This window comes from Bosea sp. AS-1, assembly GCF_002220095.1.
Classification (GTDB): Bacteria; Pseudomonadota; Alphaproteobacteria; order Rhizobiales; family Beijerinckiaceae; genus Allobosea.
In genome coordinates, this window is the sequence record NZ_CP022372.1 from 4,472,314 (window position 1) to 4,494,721 (window position 22,408).

Below are 22,408 nucleotides of genomic sequence, written 5' to 3' on the forward strand. Positions count from 1 at the left end.
GGTCCCCGGCAATGATCGCGAGAGAGTTAGGTCAGGCGTCGGGATGGCCGGGCGTCGCCACGGCTTCCCAGACCGGGCCGAGGTCCTTCATCTGGGCCTCGACGCATTCGACGGAGAGCCGGATCGCGGCTCCTTCCGAGAAATGCAGCGTCACATCACCGGCAGGCTCATCGCTCTGATCGAAGGTGATCGCCAGGAGATTCAGCACCTTGCCCGTGTCGTTCTTGTCGAGCTTGGCACTGCGAACGCTGAGCACGCGGTCGAAATGCAGCGCGGCCAGCCGGCGACGGCGCTGGCCATGCACGGCGCCTTCCCAATCGAAACGGCGCGCCGCGAGAGCGAAGCGCTTCTCGGCCGGCAGATAGACGATGTCGGCCGCCTTCAGCACCGCATCCTGGAGATGGGCGGAGACGATGGCGAGGTCGTCGGCGTCGAGCGCGACGAGCTTCAGCGGTTCGGCGGCGTCGTCAGACATGACATCGTTCTGACGAGCCGCACCGAGAAAATCAACCGCCGCGTCTCAGCTGCTGATGCGTTCGACCACAGCGCCGCAACGACTGAGCTTGGCTTCGAGCGCCTCGAAGCCGCGATCGAGGTGATAGACGCGGTTGATCGTGGTGTCGCCCTCGGCAGCAAGCCCGCCGATCACGAGCGAGACGGAGGCGCGCAGATCGGTCGCCATCACCGGCGCGCCGGTGAGCTTCTGGACGCCGTCGACATGCGCGACATCACCGTCGAGCCGGATCTTCGCACCAAGGCGGGCAAGCTCCTGCACATGCATGAAGCGGTTCTCGAAGATGGTCTCGCGGATGCGCGAGGTGCCCTTGGCCTTGGTCATCAGGGCCATGAACTGCGCCTGCAGATCGGTGGGGAAGCCGGGGAACGGATCGGTGTCGATATCGACCGCATCGATGCCGTGGCCGTTGCGGCGCACGCGAATACCTTCGTTGGTCGAGCTGATCTCGACTCCAGCCTTGGTCAGCACGTCGAGCGCCGATTGCAGCAGTTCGGGGCGCGCGCCTTCGAGCACGACATCGCCGCCGGTCATGGCGACCGCCATGGCGTAGGTGCCGGTCTCGATCCGGTCCGGCAGGACGGCATGGTGGGCGCCGCCGAGCCGCGAGACGCCCGTGACGACGATGCGCGAGGTGCCGGCGCCTTCGATCTTGGCGCCCATCTTGACGAGGCAGGCCGCGAGATCGGTCACTTCAGGCTCGCGCGCCGCGTTCTCGATCACGGTCGTGCCTTCGGCGAGGACAGCGGCCATCAGCGCAGTATGCGTGCCACCGACCGTTACCTTCGGGAAGACGATCTCACCGCCCTTGAGACCCTTCGGGGCACGGGCCAGCGCGTAGCCGTTCTCGATCTCGATCTCGGCGCCGAGCTTCTCCAGAGCCATCAGCAGCAGATCCACCGGGCGCGTGCCGATGGCACAACCGCCGGGCAGCGAGACCTTGGCCTCGCCCATGCGGGCCAGGATCGGCGCGATGACCCAGAAGCTCGCCCGCATGGTGGAGACCAGCTCGTAGGGCGCGCAGGTGTCGACGATCTGGCGCGCGGTCAGCGAGATATTCTGACCGGTCTCGGCCGACTGGCCGATGCGCTTGCCGGCAACGGTCCGGTCGACACCGTGGTTGGAGAGGATGCGCGACAGGGCGGTGACGTCCGACAACCGCGGAACATTGGTCAGCGTCAGCGTCTCATCCGTCAGCAGGCTCGCGATCATGAGCGGCAGGGCGGCGTTCTTGGCGCCGGAAATCGGAATCGCGCCATTGAGGCGCTGGCCGCCGGTGATGCGGATCTTGTCCATCGTCAGGTCCTGCTCGGCCGGCGGGGTCAGGAAGCCGCGGCGCGTAGAGATATGGAGATTCAGGTCCGGGGAATATCGGCCTGAGCTGGCGGCGCCGGTTCATGCTCATGCGCCAGCGCCTCTTCCGCTCGGCGAGCACGAGCCTGCGCCTTGCGGCGTTTCAGGTTCTCGCGCAGGGCGGCGGCAAGGCGCGCCTGCTTCTCGTCGTCGGCAGTCTGGCGAGTCACGGCATCAACTCGGCATCGGTGTTTGAACGCGGGAACGCGGCGAATTCGCGGCGACATGGTTAGCCGCACAGCCGCCAACGGACAAGCACAACGACAAACAGACGGCTGGGACATCGCCGTCCCGCATCAGGTCAGGTCCCGTCCCGTTCTGCGACAGCCGTTCCGGCTCGCCGCTGGCCGACGCTCCATCATTCGACAGATCCCGATATTTATCGACCCTAATGCCGAGAACTCAATTTTATACGCAAGATTGTTGCAAATTCTCACGACCCCGCAGGGAGGCGCGGATCTTGCCCTGAGCGCGTCACCGCCGCGCAATCAGCGCGGAATCTTACCATAGGTAAACTGAAAATCTTAATGAAATTAACCATTTCCGGCGGAATGCGTTTACACTTTGTTAAGCTCGTTTACGCTGCCGGTGTTCATGCTGCAGAGGTGGCGTCATGTTCGATGCGTTCACGGTGAATGAGGACCGCACCGGTCCGGCTCTCCTCGAAAGCTGCGAGGTGATCGATGCCATCCGCTACAAGGCGGGCTTCCTGCCGGAAGTGGAGCTTGCCTATGAGGCGGCCATCAAGACGCTATGGGTGACGATCCGCCCGGAGCTGAAGCCAGTCTTCACGCTGCAGCTGCTCGACAGCCTGGTGAAGATCCAGAGCGCGATCTTCGCGCTCTGGGGCGCGCCCGACCAATATCACCGTGCACCGGTGCGCTTCCTCGCCTTCCGCGGAACCGGCCCGTTCTTCACACTGGGCGGCGATCTCGACTTCTATCTCGACTGTCTGGCCAAGAACGATCGCGCGGCGCTGGCGGAATATGCCCGCCTCTCCGCCGAAGGCGCGATCTGGAACAGCAGCGGTCTCAACGGCCTCGTGGTGACGCTGTCGACCATCCACGCCAAGGCGATCGGTGGCGGCATCGACGCGCCACGCTCCTGCAACGTGATGATCGCCGAGGAGCAGGCTTCGTTCGTCTATCCCGAGATCAAGTTCAATCACTTCCCGATCACGGCGGTCGCGATTCTGTCGCGGCGGATGGGGCCGCGCGCTGCCGAGAAGCTGCTGATGTCGGGCGAGGAGATGAGCGCGCAGACCTTCATGGAGGCGGGCGGGCTCGAGGCCGTCGTGCCGACCGGCACCGGCGAAGCGTGGATCCGGAAGTATTGCGCCGATTCCCTGCCGATCCATGCGGCGAAGACGGCACTGTTCACTGCCTTCAACCGGCGCGCCGGCGATCTGCGCGAGGAGCTGTCGCATCTCGGCCAGATCTGGGCCGACTGCATGCTGCGTCTCAGCCCGAGCGCGATCTCCAAGTTGCAGCGCATCGCGCAGACCCAGGACCGCATGCTGGCGCGCGTCTACCAGCGACAGATGGAGACCGCCTGAAAGCAACCGCCGGCTGTGGGACTTTATCCCTTTCAATCCGCAAGACGGGTGGCGTCTATTTCTTCGCGCCCCTGATCGAAGATTGAATCAAACTCTCACGAAGCATTTACTTCTGCCAACCTAAAGCTTCAGATCACGTGAGACGTCCGGACACCTCACGCATCGAGCCGCCCGCAGCGGCAAAGGCAGGAGTGAATGGCAGACGCTTTCCAGCGTTTGATGGCCAGGGGGCGGCGCGAGCGGGGCGATGACTTCGACCTGACCGGCTATACCCTGCTGGTCAACTCGCTGTTCTCCTCCCCCGCCTCGATCATTCCCGGCGGCATTGCCGGCATGCTCACCCCGTTTCTGTGCTGGGTCTCGACGGGGCGCTTCATCTTCGTGCAGTTGACCCTGCTGGTGACGCTGGTCGTCGTCCTGCGCCTGGTCACGCTCATCGCCTATCGGCGCCACAACCACGCGGGCGACAGCTACGCCGAGACGCGGCGTTGGGACCGCGACTACTTTCTCGGCGCGACCGCCTTCAGCGCCGTGCTTGGCTACAGCTGTTACGTCGCATTGGTGCAGACCGACGACGCCGCCGCGCACATCACCTCGGTCTCCTCGACGATCGCGCTTGCCTCGGGTTACGTCGCGCGCAATGCCGGGCGGCCAAAATTCGTCGCCGTCCAACTGCTGGCCTTCTGCATCCCGATGGCAATCGGACTGATCGCCGCCAACAACCCCTACTACAAATATATCGGCTACTTTGCCTTCCTTTACGTCGCCACGAACATCGCGATCACCAACTCCCTGCATCGCAACCTGCTCGCCCTCAGCGATGCGACCAAGCAGTCGAAGGGGCTCGCGACCGCCCTGCACTCGCAGAACCTGACGCTCGACGCCGCGTTGAACACGATGATCGACGGGTTGGCGATGTTCGACCGCAGCCTCAAGCTCGCGGTCAGCAACGCCCCGCACAGCGCGCTCTATGGCCTGCCGGAGACGCTCGCCTTGCCGGGCACGCCCCTGACGGCGATCGCGCGCTTCCTGGTGGAGCGGCAGGTGATCAGCTCCGAGCAGCTCCGCGATATCCGCTCCGCCCTGGTTTCGGTGCAATCGACGCAGCAGGCTGCGAGCCAGGAAGTCGTCACCCGCGGCGGGCTCGTGCTCGTCGTGACCTTCGCCCCTGCGGCCGAAGGCGGCATCCTGATGCTGACCGAGGATGCAACCGAGCGAAAACGGACCGAGGCTCGCATCGAGCAGATGGCGCGCTTCGATGAGCTGACGGGCCTCGCAAACCGCTTCGAATACAACCGCCATATCGAGGAGGCCTTCGCGCGGCTCGAACGAACCGGCGAGGCCTTCGCGCTGCTCTATGTCGACCTCGACGGCTTCAAGCAGGTCAATGACAGCCTCGGGCACGATATCGGCGACCTGGTGCTGATGGAGACGGCGAGCCGCCTGCGCAACGCCATCCGCGGCAACGACATGCTGGCGCGCTTCGGCGGCGACGAGTTCCTGCTGATCCTGCCCTCGGCCGATCACGCGGTGGTCACGGCTATCGCCCAGCGCATGATCGACAGCATGACGCGGTCTTTCGATGTCGACGGCAAGACCGTCTACGTCACGGCCAGCATCGGCATCGCGATGGCCCCCGCCGACGGCATGTCGCCGGCCGACCTGCTGCGCCACGCCGACACCGCGCTCTACAAGGCGAAATCGGCGGGGCGCAACACGCAGATGTTCTTCAACCCGGCCATGGCCGAGGAGATGACCGAGCGGCACGAGATCGAAGTCGACCTGCGCAAGGCCTGCACCGACGGCTCGCTTGAACTCTTCTACCAGCCAATCGTCGACCTGAAGACGCAGACCGTCGTGTCGCGCGAGGCACTGATGCGCTGGCGCCACCCGACTCGCGGCATGGTGCCCGCCGGCATCTTCATCCCGATCGCCGAGCAGTCCGGGCTGATCGCCGCCATGGGCGACTGGGCCATCCGACAGGCCTGCAAGGACGCTGCCGGCTGGGAGCCGGGGGTCGGTGTCTCGGTCAATGTCTCGCCATTGCAGTTCCGCGAGCCGCGCCGCCTCGTCGACACCGTGAAGGAAGCGCTGATCGCCTCGGGGCTGAGCTCGCGGCGGCTGACGCTCGAGATCACCGAATCGCTGCTGATCGAGGACAACAAGCTGACGCTCTCCGTGCTCGAGGAGCTCAAGGCGCTCGGAGTGAGCTTCGCCCTCGACGATTTCGGAACGGGCTATTCCGCGCTCGGCTATCTCTCCGCCTATCCCATCGCCCAGGTGAAGATCGACCAGAGCTTTGCCCGCGACGTTCACACCAGCGAGGCCCCGAAGGCCATCATCGAGGCGGTCTGCCAACTCGCCCGGCGCCTGCAGATGAACGTCGTGGTCGAAGGCATCGAGACCGAGCAGCAGCGCATCGCCGTGCAGCTGCTGGGTGCCCATCGGGCGCAAGGCTATCTGTTCGGCAAGCCGGAAAGCCTCTCGACCATCAAGCGCAAAGGCAACGGGCGCAGCGTGGCCTGAGCGCGGCATCCTTCGTCGCATCGGCCTTGATTCCGCCGTTGCAACCAAGCATCTGCGATAGGGACAGCAGGCGGAACGGATCACCCGGTGAGCGATGCGACGGCCAAGGCGGCGAAACCCGCCGTACTGACACCCGATCTTTGCGTCATCGGCGCAGGCGCCAGGGGCATCGCGCTGGCGACGGCGGCTGCCGCCTTCGGCGTGCCGGTCGTGCTGATCGAGCGCGAAGCTGCGGGCGGGCGGCACATCGAGCTTGCTGCCAAAGCGCTCATCGAGGCTGCTGCACGCGCGCAAGACCTGCGCGAGGCTGGCCGGCTCGGCATCCAGGCCGATCCCCCGCGCGTGAACGATGCGCAGATCCACGACCATATCCAGCGAGCGCTGGCCGTCACTCTCGCCAACCAGCGGCCGGAACGGCTTGCCGTGCTGGGCATCCGTCTGATCCGGGGCGAGGCCCATTTCACCGGACGCGGCAGCCTCAAGGTCGGGGACATCACGGTGAAGGCCCGGCGCTTCGCCATCGCGACCGGATCGCGGACCGAACTTCCGGCGCTGCCTGGACTGGCAAGCCTTGATCCGGCGCTGATCCTGACCGGAGACGACCTGCCCGCGCTGACGCGTCTGCCGGAGCGGCTCGCGGTCCTCGGTGGAGGCGCTTCCGCCGTCGCACTGGCACAGGCCTTTGCGCGGCTCGGCAGCACCGTCACCCTGATCTGCCCCACCGGTATTCTGCCGGAACATGATGCCGAGGCGGTGATGACCCTGCGCCAACGGCTCCTGCGCGAAGGCGTGAGACTGCACGAGGACGGCGAGATCGCGCATGTCGAAAGCCACCGCACGGGCCTGGGCCTGACCGTCACGGGGCTTGCCGGCGAGAGCGCGATCGAGGTTTCACGCCTCCTCGTCGCCGGCCACAGAAAGCCCGACATCGAAGCGCTCGACCTCGACCTCGCCGGCGTCCGTAGCGATGCTGCCGGCGCGACGGTCGACAAGAGCCTGCGGACCGATAATCGCCGAATCTACGCGCTGGGGAGCTGCGCCGGCGGAGCAGCAGCAGGATCGCGCGATTTCGCCAGCGACGACCAGATCGGGCTGGTGCTGCGCAGTGTGCTGTTTCGCCGCAATGGCTCGCTCGACCGGGCCAGCCATCCCCGCATCGCCTGGTGCCGGCCGGAAATCGCATCGGTCGGCGACTGGCAGGCGGCCAAGGACGCACGGCCGGGCACGCTGCGCTTCCTGCGCTGGCCCTTTGCCGAGGCACCGGGAGCGGCTGCAGCCGGCAGGAGCGAGGGTTATGTCAAACTCGTCACCGACCGGAAGGGGCGTCTGCGCGGCGTCACCATCGTCGGGGACGGCGCAGGCGAGCTGATCATGCCCTGGAGCATCGCCCTGAAGGCAGGCCTCGATGTCCAAGCCATGGCGGAGGGCGCCTTTCCGGCGCTGGCGGCCTCCGCAGCATCCCGCAGCGCGGCGCTGACGTTCCATGGACCTGCGACGACGAGCCCCGGCCTGCGCCGGCTCATCGGCTTTCTGCGCCGTTTCGGCTAAGGTCCGACGGATGCACGAGCCCGGCTCGCCCAGACACGACCTGTCGATCAGCATGCCGCGCGGCCTGACGCGACTCGGCCTCTCGGCCAAGCTCCTGCTCGTCACCGTGCTGTTCGTGATGCTGGCGGAGGTGCTGATCTATGTTCCCTCCATCGCGAATTTCCGGCGCAACTGGCTGAACGACCGGATCGCGGCGGCACAGGTCGCGGCGCTGGTGCTGGAAGGCGCGCCCGAGGACGGGCTGCCGGAAGGCAGCGAGAACCGGCTGCTGATGGGCGTCGGCGCGCGGGCGATCGCCGCCCGCGTCGGCGGCGCGCGCCGGCTGCTCAGCCTCGACTCGATGCCACCACCCGAGGTCGCGCGCTCCGTCGACCTGCGCAATCTCGACTGGTGGACCTCGATCCGCGAGGCCATTTCAGTGCTGATCGCACCGGCCACCATGCCGATCCGCGTCGTCGGCGAGGCCGTCGGCGGGGCAGACTTCGTCGAGATCGTCATCGATGAGGCGCCGCTCCGGCGGGCGATGCTGAAATTCTCCTGGAGCCTGCTACTGATCTCGTTGCTGCTGATCGGCCTCACGGCGCTTGCCGTCTACATCGCGCTCAATTCCCTGATCGTCGGCCCGATCCGGCAGCTCGCCGCCAATGTGATGGAGTTCGAAGCCGAACCCGAGAACCCGCAGCGCGTCATCGAACCGTCGCTCAGGGCCGACGAGATCGGCGAGGCGGAACGCGCGCTTGCCCGCATGCAGATGACACTCGCCGGCGAGTTGCGCACCAAGAAGCACCTCGCCGAACTCGGCCTCGCCGTCAGCAAGATCAATCACGACCTGCGCAACATGCTGGCAGCGGCGCAGCTCATGTCCGATCAACTCGTCGAGACGCGCGACGCCAAGATCCGCCGCTTCGCGCCGCGGTTGATCGCGACGCTGGGCCGCGCCATCGAATTCTGCCAGGCCACCCTCGCCTATGGCCGCGCGGCAGAGGCGACCCCAGCGATCCGGCAGGTCACGCTACGCCAGCTCGTCGCCGAGCAGGCTGAGTTGCTGGGCCTGCCCGACAACAAGCAACTGCGCTTCGACAATCAGGTGCCGGCCGAGCTCACCGCGGCCTGTGACCCCGACCAGATGGCGCGCGTGCTGACCAATCTGATGCGCAATGCCATCCAGGCCCTCACCCAGGCAGGCGCGGAAGCCGGCAGCCAGCCGTTGCTGACCGTGACCGGGGCTCCCACGAACGGGTCGGTGACGCTGCGCGTCATCGACAACGGCCCGGGCGTGCCACAGCGGGCGCGTGCCAACCTGTTCCAGGCCTTTCGCGGCTCGGTTACGCCGGGTGGCACCGGCCTCGGCCTTGCCGTCGCGGCCGAGCTCGTGCGGCTCCATGGCGGCACGATCGAGCTCGAGCCTTCACCGGTCGGAGCTGTCTTCCGCGTCTCTCTGCCGCTGCGGCGCGGCAACGGGCACTGACGGCCCGCCTGGGGTGCGTTCTATTGGCTCGCCCAGATCACGCGGGCCATGAAGGCGACATCGGCGAGGTTCAGCACCCGGTCGGGATGCTCGGGATTGAGCGAGGCAAGTTCGACCGTCTTGGCGGTCTGGCGCTTGAGCTGCTTGGCCAGCACCTCGCCCTCCACCGTCTTGACCACGACACGATCGCCACGCCGCACCGTCGCGGTCGGCGAGACGATGATGGTATCGCCGTCGCGATAGAGCGGCAGCATCGAATCGCCCGAAATCTCCAGCGCATAGGCCTTCTCGTCGGCGGCACCGGGGAAGGCGACCTCCTCCCAGCCGGCACCGACCGGAAAGCCGCCATCGTCGAAGAAACCGCCCGAACCGGCTTGGGCAAAGCCGATCAGCGGGATGGTGCGGGCCGGCGCGGCCTCGCGCCGCATCACCACGCTCATGAACTCGTCGAGCGAGGCGCCCGTCGCGACCAGGATCTTCGCGATCGATTCGGTCGAGGGCCAGCGCTCGCGCCCGTCCGGTCCCGTGCGCTTGGACCGGTTGAAGGTGGTGGCGTCGAGCCCGGCCTTGCGAGCGAGCCCCGAAGCGGTGAATCCATAGCGCTGGGCGAGCGTGTCGATCGCCCCCCAGATCTGGTCATGTGACAGCATCGTGCGGGCCTCGCAGGGCTCTTGCCGTTGGGCGGGGATAGGCGATAGGAAATATACCCTATCACGTAAGATTTCAATCCGATTCTCGCCACATTCGCGACACGGCTTGCGGAAAGCTCCTGCCAGTGTCTATGCCGGCTGGGGCCGTTTCCGCGCGAGAACTCAGATGCCGCTGATCTACAAGATATGCCCCGCTGCCCTGTGGCGCGACGCCGAAGGAAAAGGCCGCTTCGACGGCGCGCCGGTCGACCTCTCGGACGGCTACATCCATTTCTCGACCGGCGCGCAGCTCGCCGAGACCGCAGCGAAACATTTCGCCGGGCAGGACGGGCTGCTGCTGATCGCAATCGACGATTCGCGGCTGGGCGAAGCGCTGCGCTACGAGCCTTCGCGCGGCGGCGCGCTATTTCCGCATCTCTATGCGGCGCTCGACCCGAAGGCCATACGCTGGGTGGCGCAGCTGCCACTGAAACCCGATGGCGGCCACGCGATTCCGGCCGATCTCTAGCCCCGCCCCAACCCTGCAGCTGCGGCGAAAAATCGATATCCATCGGCGCCCGCGATGTTCTAAAGACCCCGCATGCTCGCAAGCCTCTTCCACCTCGCCCGCCCTCTGATTCACCGGATGGATGCGGAGACGGCGCATCGCATGACGGTTGCAGCGCTGGCGGCGGCCCCCGCCCTGAAGCCCTCCCCCGACGATCCGGTGCTGACGACGGAAGCCTTCGGCCTGTCCTTCCCGAATCCGGTCGGGCTCGCCGCCGGCTTCGACAAGCATGCCGAGGCGATCGACGGCGCGCTGGGACTGGGCTTCGGCTTCGTCGAGGTCGGCGGGGTGACGCCGCTGCCGCAGCCCGGCAACCCGCGCCCGCGCGTCTTCCGGCTGGCCGAGGACGAGGCTGTCATCAACCGCTACGGCTTCAACAGCGAAGGGGTGGAAGCCGTCGCCAAGCGACTTGCCGCCCGGCGCGAACGGGGTGGCATCGTCGGCGTCAATCTCGGCGCCAACAAGGAGTCGGCCGATCGGGAGCAGGACTACGCCATCCTGGCGCGGCGCCTGGCGCCGCTCGCGGATTTTCTCACGATCAACGTCTCCTCGCCCAATACGCCGGGCCTGCGCAACCTGCAGGCCGAGAGCGCGCTGGACGATCTCGTCGCCCGCACGCTCGCCGCTCGCGACGAGGCCGCAGCCGGCAGCAAGCGCACGCCGGTCCTGCTCAAGATCGCCCCCGACCTGACGCTGCCCGAGCTCGACGGCATGGTCGCGGTCGCACGGGCGCGCGGCATCGACGGCATGATCGTCTCGAACACCACGGTGGCGCGGCCGGAAACGCTCCGCAATGCTGCGAAGACCGAGACCGGCGGGCTCTCGGGCAAGCCGCTCTTCGCGGCATCGACCCGTATCCTGGCCGAGACCTTCCTGCGTGTCGAAGGACAGTTTCCGCTGATCGGCGTCGGCGGCATCGATTCGGCCGAGGCCGCCTTCGCCAAGATCCGGGCCGGAGCCACGCTGGTGCAGCTCTATTCGGCGCTGGTCTACAAGGGGCCGGGGCTGGTCAAGGAGATCAAGGCCGGGCTGGCCTCGCAGGCACGCCGGGCCGGGCTGCCACGCCTCACCGCCTTGATCGGCCGCGACGCCGCCGCGATCGCGCGCGGCGAAGGGTTGTAGGAGCTCAGCTCACTTCCGCGCCGCGAAGAGCCGCATCAGCAGCCAGAGCGGCACGACGATCAGCGCACCGGCGATGACCCAGTCACCGACCTCACGGACAGCGCCGAAGCCGAGCCCGGTGATCGAGCGAACGAAGCGGGCGGCGGCCTCGTAGAGGCCGCGCGGCGACAGGCCCAGAAAAGCCATGGCCGCGCCGACGAGCAGCGAGATGAAGATCAGCCTGACGAGCACGCTGAGCGGCGAGCCGCCGATGAACCGTTCCATGAACCCCTGGCCATCCTGTTACGCGCCCGCCTCCTGGAGGAGCGCTTCCCGAGCGTCTTAACCTGAAACCCGCCACGCTTGAACGGCGGCTGAATGCCGTTTGCACAGCCGCGCGACATCAGACCACCGGGCGCGATCACATTGGTTGGACAATCCTCAGGCCGTCGCGCCAGTGCCCGTCGTCGCCCAGGCGGTGCCGGCGATCTTCGAGGCGGCGATCACGGCCTGGGTGCGGCTGTCGACGTCGAGCTTGGTCAGGATCGCCGAGACATGCGCCTTCACTGTCGCTTCCGAGACGCCAAGCTCATAGGCGATCTGCTTGTTGAGGAGTCCCTCCGACAGCATCATCAGCACGCGCACCTGCTGCGGCGTCAGGGTCGAGAGACGGCGGACCATGTCAGCCACCTCGGCGTCGACGGGGGCGGTGAGATCGACGCCGGGCGGAGTCCAGACGCCGCCATCGAGCACGGCTTGGATCGCCTCGCCCATCTGCGGGACATCGGCCGTCTTCGGCAGGAAGCCGAGCGCGCCGAACTCGATGCAGCGGCGGATCACGGCTGGGTCGTCATTGGCCGAGACGACGATGACCGGGATCTCGGGATGGTCGGCCCGCAGGAAGAGCAGGCCGGAAAAGCCCTGGACACCGGGCATGGTGAGATCGAGCAGGACGAGATCGGCGTCGCCGCCGCTTGCCAGCGCCTCGGTCAGGGCTTCGAGCGAACCGACCTCGCTGACCTCCGCGCCGGAGATGGCTTGCGAGACGGCCTGCCGCAGGGCACCGCGAAAGAGCGGATGATCGTCGGCGATGACGATGCGTGTCGAAGGCTGCTTGCTCATCGCGCCCCTCCCAATTGCCCCTGTTGCGCCATGTGGCCGCGACTCTTCTAGCTTGTAGTTTGCCCCAGGCGCGAGGCGGATCACAAGCATTGCGCGCGCATGGACGCAACCCGCACGGCCTCAGCCATTGGTCGGCAACAGTGCTTCCAGCACCTCGATATGGTCGGCCTCGTTCGGCGGCTTGTCCCAGCGGATGCGGTTGATGCGCGGGAAGCGCATGGCGAGGCCGGATTTGTGCCGGGTCGAACGCTGCAGCCCCTCGAAGGCGACTTCGAAGACCAGCCCGCTCTCGGCCGTATGCGTCACCTCCCGCACCGGGCCGAAGCGGTTCAGCGTGTTCTTGCGGACATATTTGTCGATCTCGAGCAATTCCTCGTCGGTGAAGCCGAAATAGGCCTTACCGACCGGGACGAGCTCGAGCTCACCGTCCTCACTGAGGCGCCAGACGCCGAAGGTATAATCGGAATAGAAGGAGGAACGCTTGCCGTGGCCGCGCTGGGCATACATCAGCACGCAGTCGACAAGGCGGGCGTCGCGCTTCCATTTCCACCAGTAGCCCTTCGGGCGACCGGGCAGATAAGGCGAATCGCGACGCTTGATCATGCAGCCTTCGACCGCTTCGGCATCGGCGCCAGCGCCGGCCGAGGCCGGATCGGCCCGGGCCGCGGTCAGTTTCTCCCAGGAGGCGAAGGAGATCAGCGGCGAGAGATCGAAGCGGATGCTGGCGAGCCGGCCCAGAAAGGCATCGAGACGCTTGCGCCGCTCTTGGAAGGGCAGATGGCGGATATCCTCCTCACCATCGACAAGCAGATCGTAGACGCGGATATGGGCCGGGAACTCGCCCAGCATCTTCGCCGTCACCGTCTTGCGATTCAGTCGCTGCTGCAACGTATTGAAGCTCTGCACCGTGCTTTCGCGCATCACCAGCAATTCGCCGTCGAGCGCACCGTCCTGCGTCAATTCCTCGACGAGGTCGGGGAAGGCGCCAGCGATGTCCTCGCCGGTGCGCGAATAGAGCCGGGTGACGCGGCTGCCATCGGCGCGCCGGCCGCTGGCAGCCTGGACGCGGATGCCGTCCCACTTCCACTCGGCGCTGAACTCGGCCGGGTCGAGCTTGTCGAAATCACCATCCTCGATCGGATGCGCGAGCATGACCGGGCGGAACGGAGCGGGATCGCGCGCCTCCGGTCGCGGCCCCCTGTCCTCCAGCCAGGCGAAGAGCTCGACATAGGGCGGCTCCAGCCCATGCCAGACCTGTTCCACCTCATCCGGCAACACATTGCCGATACTCGCTGCCGCCGTCTTGGCAAGGCGGGCCGAGACGCCGATGCGCAGGGCGCCGGTGATGAGCTTGAGCAGAGCCCAGCGACCGGTCTCGTCGAGTGCATCGAGCCAGGAGGCGATGAGGCGCGGCAGATCGGTCTTGCCGGCCTCGCGCAGGCTCTCGACCACCTCGGGCAGATGCGGCACGGCATTGGCGCCGTGGCGAGCCGGCCACATCAAGGCGACGGTCTCGGACAAGTCGCCGACATAGTCGTAGGACAACGCGAACAACGCCGGATCGGTACGCTCGGCGATCAATGCGCGGATCAGCCCGGCCTTGGCATTGCGGAAGACGAGACCGCCCGTCATCGCCGCCAGTGCATAGCCGCGGTCGGGATCGGGCGTGGTGCGCAGATAATCCGCGATCAGCGCCAGCTTGGCGTTGCGGCGCGGTTCATAGGCAAGGCGGTCGAGCAGCCAGGCGAAGCGGTTCATGGCGTCACTCTTCCGCCACGCTCGGTGGATAACCGGCCGCGCCGCTGCGATTGTCCTGTGCTGCCACGCATCGTTCAGCCACCGTTCATCGACAGTTCCGTAGCGGCACTATCGTCCAAGGGAGATCCATGCCGATGCGTGCCGCGATGCGGTTCCTTGCCTGGCCTGCCATCGCCGTGACGCTTTCGGTTGGAGCCGCTGCCCAGGCAGCGACCTTCTCCTGCCGCGAGACGCCGATCATCCAGTCGCATGCGGTACTCACGCCGCTGGCCCAGACCGTCGCGCAGGGGCGCCCGCTCACCATCCTCGCCATCGGCTCCTCCTCGACCGAGGGGATCGGCGCCAGTGCCAAGGACAGGACCTATCCAGCGCGGCTGCAAACTTTGCTGGCCAAGGCCTGGCCGAAATCGCGGATCGAGATCGTCAATGCCGGCATCGGTGGCGAGACCGCGCCGCAGACGCTCGCGCGCCTCGAAACCGCCCTGGCGGGGCGCCATTTCGATCTGGTGATCTGGCAGGTCGGCACCAACGACGCCGTCAAGGGCGGCGACATCGAAGCCTTCCGCGAGATGGTCGGCAAGGGCATCCGGTTGGTGAAGGAGGCGCATACGCCGCTTGCCATCCTCGACCCGCAATTCTTTCCCTCGGTGCGCGACTCCGAGCGCTACAAGCGCTTCGTGGCGGCTGTCGGCGATGTGGCGCGGCGCGAGGTCGTGCCGGTCTTCACCCGCTACGAGACGATGCGGGAGTGGCATGACAGCGATGCCGACGCCTTCAAGGCGGCGCTCTGGACCGACGGCTTCCACATGAGCGATGCGGGCTATGACTGCCTCGCCCGCGACATGGCGAATGCGCTGGTCGGCATGGCAGCCCCTGCCCGCCCGGTCGTGGCGGAGACGCGCTGATCCTTCAGGCTGCGGGCACATCGGCAGCCTCCCCTTCGCTCTCCGCCTCGCCCTCGTCGCCATAGCCGACGAGATGCAGCGGCTTGGCTTTGAGGCCCGCCGTGCCGCACCAATGGACGAGCGCCTCGGCCTCGCCATGCGTGACCCAGATCTCTCCCGCCCGGACCTCGCGGATCGTCGCGAGCAGGTCGTCCCAATCGGCATGGTCGGAGATGACGAGCGGCAGTTCGACACCCTTCTGGCGCGCCCGCGCCCTGATCCGCATCCAGCCGGAGGCGAAGGCGGTGACCGGGTCGGGGAAGCGGCGCGCCCAGAGATCCTGCGTTGCGCTCGGCGGGCAGATGACGATCTCGCCGCCAAGCGCCTTGCGATCCAGGCCGGCGACCGTCGCGATCTCGCCGAGCGGGACGCCCTGCTCCTGATAGAATTCCGTGATCTTCTCGACAGCGCCATGGATGTAGATCGGCCGCTCGTATCCGGCCTCGCGGATCAACGCCATGACGCGCTGCGCCTTGCCCAGCGAATAGGCGCCGACGATATGCGTGCGCTCCGGAAAGAGCCTGACCGATTCCAGGAGCTTGCCAACCTCGCCGTCGGCCGGCGGATGGCGGAAGACCGGCAGGCCGAAGGTCGCCTCGGTAATGAAGATGTCGCAAGGCACCGGCTCGAAGGGTGCGCAGGTCGGATCGCGCTCGCGCTTGTAGTCGCCTGAGACGACGATGCGTAAGGACCGGCTCTCGACCGCGATCTGCGCCGACCCAAGGACATGCCCCGCCGGCACGAAGGTGAAATCGACCTCGCCGATGCGAATGACCTCGCCGGGCACGGCCACCTGTTGCGTACCCGTGAAACCCTCACCATAGCGCAGCGCCATGATGGCCAGCGTCTCGCGCGTCGCCAAAACAGCGCCGTGGCCGGCACGCGCATGGTCGGAATGGCCATGGGTGATCAGCGCGCGCGGCACTGACCTCACCGGATCGATATGGACATCGGCAGGCGGGCAATAGAGCCCGGCCGGGGTCGGCACGAGCAGTTCGGCGGGGCGCCAGCGCGGGCTTTGTCTGGCCAGTGTCATTCTCCTGAGCTAGACCCGTCGGCATGAGCGAGACGGGCAAGACCACGCATCATTCCAGTTCCGGCGACCCCATGCTCGACCGACGCTACGCCTGGGCGGAAGCCGCGTTCAAGGAGGGCGATGCGCAGGCCGCCGTCGAGATCCTCGACCAGACGCTCGCCCAAGCCTATCATTTCACCGCCGCCTGGCATCTCTACGGCCTCGCCAAGGAAGCGCTCGGCCAGAAGGAGGATGCCGCGACCGCCTGGCGGCAATGCCTCGACCTCGACCCCAACGACCATTTCGGCGCACGGCTCGACCTTGCCCGGATCGGTGCCATGCCGGCCGAGGAGGCGACCTCGGAGAACTTCTCCGGCGCGCTCTTCGACGGTTACGCCGAACGCTTCGACAGCCATCTGACCGAGGCCCTGCATTACAATGCCCCCGCCCTGCTGAAGGATGCGCTGAGGCGCTGCTGTGACAACGCCGGGCGGCCGTTCCGGTTCGGTGTGGTCTACGACCTCGGCTGCGGCACCGGGCTGATGGGCGAGGCGATCCGTGCCGAGAGCGGCTTCCTTGCCGGCTGCGATCTCTCGCCACGGATGGTCGCGCGGGCGCAGGCGAAGTCGCGCGGCGACGGCACGCCGCTCTACGACAAGCTCGCCGTCGCCGGTTTGACAGCCTTCCTGACAAGCCGCCCCGACCAGTCGGCGGATCTGGTGATCGCGGCCGACGTCTTCGCCTATCTCGGCGAGCTGCGGCCGAGCTTCGCCCAGAGCGCGCGGGTCCTCAAAGCCGGCGGCCTCTTCGCCTTCACGGTGCAGAGCCATGAGGGCGAGGGCGTGGTGGTGGGAGCGGATCGGCGGTTCGCGCATGCGGAGAGTTGGCTGAGGCAGAGATTGGACGAGGCTGGTCTCTCCCCGATACTGATCGAACCCGCCAGCACGCGGCAGGATCGCGGCGTGCCCGTGCCGGGTCTGCTGGTCGTGGCGGAAAAGCACTGAACCGAATTCCGCTCGGGCGGCTAGCGGAAATGCCGCAGAGCCCAAAAGCCCAGAGCGGCCAGGCCCAGCAGCCAAACGAGAACGATGACCGCTGCCCCCGACAAGCTGCGCGGGCGCCCGGCGCGCGCGTCGGCCCGCTTCCGGAAATCGCTCATGAGTTTTGCCGGGATGAGGCGAACGGCCAGGGCGATGCCGGCGGGCACGATCAGCAGATCGTCCAGGTAGCCCAGCACCGGAATGAAATCCGGTATGAGGTCGATCGGGCTCAGGGCGTAGGCCGCGACGGCAGCGGCAACCATCTTCGCGATCAGCGGCGTCCGCGGATCGCGGGCAGCAATCCAGAGGGCGACGGCGTCGCGCTTGAGCCGCCGCGCCCATTGCTTGACTCGCTCCAGCATTGCGGCGGCATCGCATGAACCAGACGACCTGCAAAGGGGTGGCAACGCCCCTGCCATGGGAATCTGGATCCCGGCCTGCGCCGCTGCTCAACTCGGCGACCTCCGATTGGCCTGCACATCCGCCCAGGGACCCGAGCCTTCTCGCCTGATCCGTCACCGATCTGAACTGCTGCTTCGCGAGTCCTTGCGGCAGCGGTTATATTCCCCTTTCGTTCTCACACGCCCCGACCTATCTTCGGCCGGCATGGCCGCGCCCTCCCCACTCCCTCCCGCCTTCGAGGCCTGGTTTGCCGGTCGTGGCTGGAGCGTGCGACCGCATCAGCTCGCCCTGCTGGAGGAAGCTCGTGCCGGTCGCTCGACGCTGCTGGTCGCACCGACTGGCGCCGGCAAGACACTCGCCGGATTCCTGCCCTCGCTGGTTGAACTGGCCGAACGCGGCGGAAAGCATGACGGCCTGCACACGCTCTATATCTCGCCGCTGAAGGCGCTCGCCGTCGATATCGCCCGCAATCTCGAAGCCCCCGTGCGCGAGATGGGCTTGCCCATCTCGATCGAGACGCGCACCGGCGACACCTCCGCCGCCAAGCGCACACGCCAGATCCAGCGCCCGCCCGATATCCTGCTGACGACGCCGGAGCAGCTCGCGCTGCTGGTCTCGCATCGTGACGCGGCTCCGTTCTTCTCGAGCTTGCGCCGCATCGTACTCGACGAATTGCACGCGCTCGTCACCTCCAAGCGCGGCGACCTGCTCGCGCTCGATCTTGCGCGCCTGAAGGCTTTGGCGCCGCAGGTTTCGGCTGTCGGCCTTTCCGCCACGGTGCGGGAGCCCGCCGACCTGCAACGCTATCTGGGCGGTGCCGAGACGCCGGCCGGACTCGTTACCGTCGCAGGCGGCGCCAAGCCGCGCATCGGCATCCTCGACACGGAACGCAGCCTACCGATCGCCGGCCACACGACCTTGCATGCGATGGCCGAGGTCTACGAAGCGATCCGCACGCACAAGCTGACGCTCGTCTTCGTCAACACGCGCATGCAGGCGGAATTCGCCTTCCAGGCGCTGTGGAACCTCAACGACGACAACCTGCCGATCGCGCTGCATCACGGCTCGCTCGACGCCCAGCAGCGCCGCAAGGTCGAGGCGGCGATGGCCGATGGACGGCTCAAGGCCGTGGTCTGCACCGCGACGCTCGATCTCGGCATCGACTGGGGCGATGTCGATCTCGTCGTCAATCTCGGCGCCCCCAAAGGGGCGAGCCGGCTGATCCAGCGTATCGGCCGCTCGAACCACCGCATGGACGAGCCCTCGGAGGCGCTGCTGGTGCCCTCCAACCGCTTCGAGCTGCTGGAATGCCGGGCCGCGCTGGAAGCCGTGCATGAGGCCGCGCAGGACACGCCGCCGCTGCGCATCGGCGCGCTCGACGTGCTGGCCCAGCATGTCCTTGGCGTCGCCTGCTCGGACGGCTTCGAAGCCAATGCGCTCTATGAGGAAGTCCGCACCGCCTCGCCTTACGCCGGTCTCGCCCGCACGGATTTCGACGCCGTCGTCAATTTCGTCGCGACCGGCGGCTATGCGCTGAAGAGCTATGAGCGCTTCGCCAAGCTCCGGCAGGACAAGACCGGCCTCTGGCGCGCCAGCAATGCCCGCGTCATCCAGCAATACCGCATGAATGTCGGCACCATCGTCGAGGCGACCATGCTCAAGGTCCGGCTCGGCCGGGCTCGTGCCGGAAAGCCGGGGCAACCCGGCATGATCACCCGGGGCGGGCGCGTGCTCGGCGAGATCGAGGAGTATTTCGCCGAGACCATGGTGCCGGGCGACACCTTCGTCTTCGCCGGGGAGGTGCTGCGCTTCGAAGGCATCGTCGAGAACGAGGCGGTCTGCTCGCGCGCCGCCGCCGGGACCGATCCCAAGATTCCCTCCTATGACGGCGGCAAGTTCCCGCTCTCGACCTTCCTCGCTGCCCGTGTGCGCGCCATCCTGGCCTCGCCCAGCCTCTGGCATACGCTGCCGGAGGAGGTTTCGGCCTGGCTGCATGCGCAGAAGCGAAAATCACGGTTGCCCAAGCCTGGTGAGCTTCTCATCGAGACCTTTCCGCGCGGCGGGCGGTTCTATCTCGTCGCCTATCCGTTCGAAGGCCGCCTCGCTCACCAGACGCTCGGCATGCTGCTGACGCGCCGGCTGGAGCGCGCTCGCATGCGCCCGCTCGGCTTCGTCTGCAACGATTACGGCATGGCCTGCTGGACGCTCGGCGACATGTCGGCGGCGATCGCCCGAGGCGCGCTCGATCTCGACGAGCTGTTTTCGCAGGATATGCTCGGCGACGATCTCGAGGACTGGATGGCGGAATCGGCGCTGATGAAACGCACCTTCCGCTCCTGCGCCATCATCGGCGGACTGATCGAGCGGCGCTATCCGGGCCAGGAGAAGAGCGGCCGGCAGGTGACGATCTCGACCGATCTCGTCTATGACGTGCTGCGCCGGCACGAGCCGGACCATATCCTGCTCAAGGCAGCGAGGGCCGATGCGGCGACGGGCCTGCTCGACATTCGCCGGCTCGGTGAGATGCTGACACGGATCAGCGGCCGAATCGTGCATCAGCCGCTCGACCATGTCTCACCGCTCGGCGTCTCCGTGATGCTCGAGATCGGGCGTGAAGCCGTCTATGGCGAGGCAGCGGACGAGATCCTGGCGGAGGCGGAAGCGATGCTGACGGAAGAGGCGATGGCGTGACGGCTGCAGCGGCGGTTCCAGCGAAGACGAGCGAGGCCTTCATGCTGGGCCGGCTCGCGCTCGTGCCTGATCTCTCGGGCGCGCTCTGGCTGCCGGAAGAGCACACACTCGTCGTCGCCGATCTGCATCTGGAGAAGGGCTCGTCCTACGCGGCGCGCGGCGTCATGCTACCACCCTATGATTCGACCGCGACGCTGGCAGCGCTCGCAGCCGCGATCCGGCGCCACCAGCCGGCCCGTGTGATCGCGCTGGGCGACTCGTTCCACGACCGCGACGCAGAGAGCCGCCTTGCGCCGGAAACGGTCGCCGCGCTGCGGCTGATGCAGCAGGGCCGCGACTGGCTCTGGATTACGGGCAACCACGACCCCGCCATCAGCCGCGCCATGGGCGGCGAGAGTGCCGATAGCCTCGTGCTTGCCGGTGTCACGCTGCGCCACGAACCATCCGCTTCCGAAAGCGGATACGAGATCGCCGGCCACCTTCATCCCGCAGCAAAAGTCAGGATGCGCGGACGGGCCGTCCGGCGCCGCTGCTTCGCCTTGTCGGCACGCCGCTGCGTGATGCCGGCGATGGGGGCCTATGCCGGCGGCCTCAACCTGCGCGACGTGGCCTTCCGGCCGCTGTTCGGCGGGGAACTGAGCGCGCATCTCATCGGCGACGGCCGTCTTTTCCGGATTGATCCACGGTTATTGCTGCCGGATTGAGAGAGCGGGTTGCGTCCGCCCCGCGCTTGTGGCATCAGGGCGCCGCTTCGCAACGAAGCCGCGCCGCAAACGCCCTTGGCGAGAGCCCGCGACTTGGCTGACGATCCTGCTGCCGTAGCTCAGTGGTAGAGCACTCCCTTGGTAAGGGAGAGGTCGAGAGTTCAATCCTCTCTGGCAGCACCATCAGCTTTTCAAGTGCTTAGCGGCAGCCGGGCCCCTTTCGTTTTCATCAGACATACGTCGCTTGGCGCAGAATTATCACGCCACCAGCTTGCAGAGGTTCACCTGGACCTCTTCCTTCTGGGCTTGGGTCAGCACGTTCCGCGAGAACATCGCCGCGATCCGCACGCCCTTGAATCCGTGCTGGAAGTTGTGGCTCATGATCGTGGCATCGTCGGTGCTGTCGACCACGACGGCGTTCCGATTGATCGCGACCGAGCCATCCATATGCCCCAGCGGCGTCTCTCCGATGCTCACCGTCGACGTGTTGGTGGCCTGGCGGGCCAATCTCGGGAAGTGGCGCTACTTGCTCTCAGGCAGGCCACCTTGATCAACAACACGACTATAATCAACGCAAGCAGCACGTGGTGCTCGAGATCTATCAGGAAATATTCAAGAGCCGAGGTTGGATCTGAGCGGGTGAGCCGGCCTTGTCCTATTCCTGCGATTGCACGGTCCAGTTGCCATACAGGCAAAAACCGGCCGATCGCGCCAATGCGGCCGAAGCTCTATTGTCCAACTGGCAGCGAAATTGCGGATGAAATCCCTTCCGGATGGCATAGGCGGCCATGGCACGCACGACGTCTCGCGCGAAGCCGCGGCCGCGCTCTGTTGGAAGCGTAACGACACCCATGTCCGCGAGCGATGAATTTTGCCACGGATACATGCTGCCGGCTGCCACGAGCCGCCCATTCGCCAGGGCGCCAAAAACCGCCCAATGATCGAGTTCCACATAGGCGGCGTCGAGATCGTCGGGAGCAATTGCAGCTTCAAAGGCTTTGAACAGGTCGGCATCCGCCTGGCCGAGCTGTCTCACCAGGTCCGGTGTGGGTGCCACGAGCAGCCGTCCAGTCTCCCCCTCCGAACAATAGAAGACGTGGTCAGTGCCATGAAGCGCGACGCCATTTTTCGACAGCGCCTCGCGGAGCGCTCCAATCGTCCAGCTCGGCTTGGGGTGCCCAATTCGCGCGCCAACAGCGGTGGTGGTGACAACCCGGACTTCTTCGCCTTCGTGTTCAAGGATCATGGAGCCCAGCTTTTCGTCGAGATCATCCCGCAGCGTGATCTGAAGCCCTGAGGCCACTTGTCTCGGTTTGCCGAATTGCTCGTTCCAAAAATTTTCAATCTGGGGCGAGAATGCTGCTGAGGGTTTCATGATCGCGCTGGTTAGATGGACGTAGGCTGAGTTTCGGCACCTATATGCCATCGAACCTGACGTCGACATTGCGCATTTCCCTCATAGCGGAGTGG

21 protein-coding genes and 1 tRNA gene are annotated in these 22,408 nt (G+C 66.5%); 11 read left to right on the forward strand and 11 right to left on the reverse strand.

From position 1 onward, the window contains the following. Positions 1–31: 31 nt before the first annotated feature. From CE453_RS23040 to CE453_RS28750, 3 genes are read right to left on the reverse strand one after another with little or no spacing between them, the layout of a single operon-like run. Positions 32–475, reverse strand: coding sequence for a DUF2948 family protein (locus CE453_RS23040; RefSeq protein ID WP_089176691.1), 444 nt, complete (start codon positions 473–475; stop codon positions 32–34). Between the two features lie 45 nt (positions 476–520). After that, positions 521–1,810 carry a UDP-N-acetylglucosamine 1-carboxyvinyltransferase gene (murA, locus tag CE453_RS23045; RefSeq protein ID WP_089176692.1) on the reverse strand — a complete coding sequence of 430 codons (1,290 nt, stop codon included), beginning with the start codon at positions 1,808–1,810 and terminating at the stop codon, positions 521–523. A 59-nt stretch (positions 1,811–1,869) separates the two neighbouring features. Beyond that, complete coding sequence (locus CE453_RS28750; protein WP_157733157.1) at positions 1,870–2,037, reverse strand: hypothetical protein; 168 nt, start codon at positions 2,035–2,037, stop codon at positions 1,870–1,872. Positions 2,038–2,480: 443 nt separating this feature from the next. Between CE453_RS28750 and CE453_RS23055 the strand changes: the two genes are divergently transcribed. The 4 genes from CE453_RS23055 (at position 2,481) to CE453_RS23070 (ending at position 8,964) form a co-directional block, all read left to right on the forward strand. Beyond that, positions 2,481–3,422, forward strand: a complete 942-nt coding sequence (locus CE453_RS23055; protein WP_089176694.1) for an enoyl-CoA hydratase-related protein — start codon at positions 2,481–2,483, stop codon at positions 3,420–3,422. A gap of 195 nt (positions 3,423–3,617) precedes the next feature. Next, positions 3,618–5,948, forward strand: coding sequence for a putative bifunctional diguanylate cyclase/phosphodiesterase (locus CE453_RS23060; RefSeq protein WP_089176695.1), 2,331 nt, complete (start codon positions 3,618–3,620; stop codon positions 5,946–5,948). 87 nt (positions 5,949–6,035) lie between these two features. Then, on the forward strand, positions 6,036–7,496 hold the full coding sequence (locus tag CE453_RS23065; RefSeq protein WP_089176696.1) for an FAD-dependent oxidoreductase: 1,461 nt from the start codon (positions 6,036–6,038) through the stop codon (positions 7,494–7,496). A 10-nt stretch (positions 7,497–7,506) separates the two neighbouring features. Beyond that, positions 7,507–8,964 carry a sensor histidine kinase gene (locus tag CE453_RS23070; RefSeq protein ID WP_089176697.1) on the forward strand — a complete coding sequence of 486 codons (1,458 nt, stop codon included), beginning with the start codon at positions 7,507–7,509 and terminating at the stop codon, positions 8,962–8,964. 20 nt (positions 8,965–8,984) lie between these two features. On the opposite strand, the gene CE453_RS23075 is transcribed toward CE453_RS23070, so the two are convergent. Further along, positions 8,985–9,614: a S24 family peptidase gene (locus CE453_RS23075; RefSeq protein WP_089176698.1), complete on the reverse strand. Its 630-nt coding sequence runs from the start codon at positions 9,612–9,614 to the stop codon at positions 8,985–8,987. Positions 9,615–9,780: 166 nt separating this feature from the next. On the opposite strand from CE453_RS23075, the gene CE453_RS23080 reads away from it, so the two are divergent. Together CE453_RS23080 and CE453_RS23085 are read left to right on the forward strand one after the other, a co-directional pair. Beyond that, positions 9,781–10,122 (forward strand): DUF952 domain-containing protein, encoded by a 342-nt coding sequence (locus CE453_RS23080; RefSeq protein WP_089176699.1) that lies wholly within the window; start codon positions 9,781–9,783, stop codon positions 10,120–10,122. Between the two features lie 72 nt (positions 10,123–10,194). Beyond that, positions 10,195–11,283, forward strand: a complete 1,089-nt coding sequence (locus CE453_RS23085) for a quinone-dependent dihydroorotate dehydrogenase (protein ID WP_089176700.1) — start codon at positions 10,195–10,197, stop codon at positions 11,281–11,283. Between the two features lie 9 nt (positions 11,284–11,292). Here the strand turns inward: CE453_RS23085 and CE453_RS23090 are convergent, their stop codons facing one another. From CE453_RS23090 to CE453_RS23100, 3 genes are all read right to left on the reverse strand, one after another. Then, the gene (locus CE453_RS23090; protein ID WP_089176701.1) at positions 11,293–11,547 is read right to left on the reverse strand and encodes a DUF6460 domain-containing protein; all 255 of its coding nucleotides are present in this window, start codon (positions 11,545–11,547) and stop codon (positions 11,293–11,295) included. 156 nt (positions 11,548–11,703) lie between these two features. Further along, positions 11,704–12,384 carry a response regulator gene (locus CE453_RS23095; RefSeq protein ID WP_089176702.1) on the reverse strand — a complete coding sequence of 227 codons (681 nt, stop codon included), beginning with the start codon at positions 12,382–12,384 and terminating at the stop codon, positions 11,704–11,706. 120 nt (positions 12,385–12,504) lie between these two features. Continuing rightward, positions 12,505–14,142, reverse strand: a complete 1,638-nt coding sequence (locus CE453_RS23100; RefSeq protein ID WP_089176703.1) for a cisplatin damage response ATP-dependent DNA ligase — start codon at positions 14,140–14,142, stop codon at positions 12,505–12,507. A 128-nt stretch (positions 14,143–14,270) separates the two neighbouring features. Here CE453_RS23100 and CE453_RS23105 point away from each other — a divergent pair, with 128 nt between their 5' ends. Continuing rightward, on the forward strand, positions 14,271–15,047 hold the full coding sequence (locus CE453_RS23105) for an SGNH/GDSL hydrolase family protein (protein ID WP_089176704.1): 777 nt from the start codon (positions 14,271–14,273) through the stop codon (positions 15,045–15,047). A 4-nt stretch (positions 15,048–15,051) separates the two neighbouring features. On the opposite strand, the gene CE453_RS23110 is transcribed toward CE453_RS23105, so the two are convergent. Then, entirely contained in the window at positions 15,052–16,122 is a 1,071-nt protein-coding gene (locus tag CE453_RS23110) for a ligase-associated DNA damage response exonuclease (protein WP_089176705.1), read from the reverse strand. A 23-nt stretch (positions 16,123–16,145) separates the two neighbouring features. On the opposite strand from CE453_RS23110, the gene CE453_RS23115 reads away from it, so the two are divergent. Continuing rightward, the gene (locus tag CE453_RS23115; RefSeq protein ID WP_248307851.1) at positions 16,146–17,105 is read left to right on the forward strand and encodes a methyltransferase domain-containing protein; all 960 of its coding nucleotides are present in this window, start codon (positions 16,146–16,148) and stop codon (positions 17,103–17,105) included. A gap of 20 nt (positions 17,106–17,125) precedes the next feature. Here the strand turns inward: CE453_RS23115 and CE453_RS23120 are convergent, their stop codons facing one another. After that, positions 17,126–17,503 carry a YkvA family protein gene (locus CE453_RS23120; RefSeq protein WP_089176706.1) on the reverse strand — a complete coding sequence of 126 codons (378 nt, stop codon included), beginning with the start codon at positions 17,501–17,503 and terminating at the stop codon, positions 17,126–17,128. A gap of 244 nt (positions 17,504–17,747) precedes the next feature. On the opposite strand from CE453_RS23120, the gene CE453_RS23125 reads away from it, so the two are divergent. The 3 genes from CE453_RS23125 to CE453_RS23135 all read left to right on the forward strand — a co-directional run bounded on the left by CE453_RS23125 (position 17,748) and on the right by CE453_RS23135 (position 21,121). Further along, positions 17,748–20,234, forward strand: a complete 2,487-nt coding sequence (locus CE453_RS23125; RefSeq protein ID WP_089176707.1) for a ligase-associated DNA damage response DEXH box helicase — start codon at positions 17,748–17,750, stop codon at positions 20,232–20,234. Positions 20,235–20,275: 41 nt separating this feature from the next. Then, positions 20,276–20,938 (forward strand): ligase-associated DNA damage response endonuclease PdeM, encoded by a 663-nt coding sequence (gene pdeM / locus CE453_RS23130; RefSeq protein WP_089178110.1) that lies wholly within the window; start codon positions 20,276–20,278, stop codon positions 20,936–20,938. 108 nt (positions 20,939–21,046) lie between these two features. Further along, positions 21,047–21,121: transfer RNA gene (locus CE453_RS23135), tRNA-Thr, on the forward strand. Between the two features lie 75 nt (positions 21,122–21,196). Here the strand turns inward: CE453_RS23135 and CE453_RS23140 are convergent. Continuing rightward, complete coding sequence (locus CE453_RS23140; RefSeq protein ID WP_089176708.1) at positions 21,197–21,445, reverse strand: hypothetical protein; 249 nt, start codon at positions 21,443–21,445, stop codon at positions 21,197–21,199. A gap of 148 nt (positions 21,446–21,593) precedes the next feature. Continuing rightward, positions 21,594–22,313 carry a GNAT family N-acetyltransferase gene (locus CE453_RS23145; RefSeq protein WP_157733158.1) on the reverse strand — a complete coding sequence of 240 codons (720 nt, stop codon included), beginning with the start codon at positions 22,311–22,313 and terminating at the stop codon, positions 21,594–21,596. Positions 22,314–22,408: the final 95 nt, after the last annotated feature.

Bases quoted from the DNA above. Each gene is read 5' to 3' on its own strand.
- CE453_RS23040 (WP_089176691.1), bottom strand. From the start codon at position 475: ATGTCTGACGACGCCGCCGAACCGCTGAAGCTCGTCGCGCTCGACGCC.
- murA (WP_089176692.1), bottom strand. From the start codon at position 1,810: ATGGACAAGATCCGCATCACCGGCGGCCAGCGCCTCAATGGCGCGATT.
- CE453_RS23055 (WP_089176694.1), top strand. From the start codon at position 2,481: ATGTTCGATGCGTTCACGGTGAATGAGGACCGCACCGGTCCGGCTCTC.
- CE453_RS23060 (WP_089176695.1), top strand. From the start codon at position 3,618: ATGGCAGACGCTTTCCAGCGTTTGATGGCCAGGGGGCGGCGCGAGCGG.
- CE453_RS23070 (WP_089176697.1), top strand. From the start codon at position 7,507: ATGCACGAGCCCGGCTCGCCCAGACACGACCTGTCGATCAGCATGCCG.
- CE453_RS23075 (WP_089176698.1), bottom strand. From the start codon at position 9,614: ATGCTGTCACATGACCAGATCTGGGGGGCGATCGACACGCTCGCCCAG.
- CE453_RS23080 (WP_089176699.1), top strand. From the start codon at position 9,781: ATGCCGCTGATCTACAAGATATGCCCCGCTGCCCTGTGGCGCGACGCC.
- CE453_RS23085 (WP_089176700.1), top strand. From the start codon at position 10,195: ATGCTCGCAAGCCTCTTCCACCTCGCCCGCCCTCTGATTCACCGGATG.
- CE453_RS23090 (WP_089176701.1), bottom strand. From the start codon at position 11,547: ATGGAACGGTTCATCGGCGGCTCGCCGCTCAGCGTGCTCGTCAGGCTG.
- CE453_RS23095 (WP_089176702.1), bottom strand. From the start codon at position 12,384: ATGAGCAAGCAGCCTTCGACACGCATCGTCATCGCCGACGATCATCCG.
- CE453_RS23100 (WP_089176703.1), bottom strand. From the start codon at position 14,142: ATGAACCGCTTCGCCTGGCTGCTCGACCGCCTTGCCTATGAACCGCGC.
- CE453_RS23105 (WP_089176704.1), top strand. From the start codon at position 14,271: ATGCCGATGCGTGCCGCGATGCGGTTCCTTGCCTGGCCTGCCATCGCC.
- CE453_RS23110 (WP_089176705.1), bottom strand. From the start codon at position 16,122: ATGACACTGGCCAGACAAAGCCCGCGCTGGCGCCCCGCCGAACTGCTC.
- CE453_RS23115 (WP_248307851.1), top strand. From the start codon at position 16,146: ATGAGCGAGACGGGCAAGACCACGCATCATTCCAGTTCCGGCGACCCC.
- CE453_RS23120 (WP_089176706.1), bottom strand. From the start codon at position 17,503: ATGCTGGAGCGAGTCAAGCAATGGGCGCGGCGGCTCAAGCGCGACGCC.
- CE453_RS23125 (WP_089176707.1), top strand. From the start codon at position 17,748: ATGGCCGCGCCCTCCCCACTCCCTCCCGCCTTCGAGGCCTGGTTTGCC.
- pdeM (WP_089178110.1), top strand. From the start codon at position 20,276: ATGCTGGGCCGGCTCGCGCTCGTGCCTGATCTCTCGGGCGCGCTCTGG.
- CE453_RS23145 (WP_157733158.1), bottom strand. From the start codon at position 22,313: ATGAAACCCTCAGCAGCATTCTCGCCCCAGATTGAAAATTTTTGGAAC.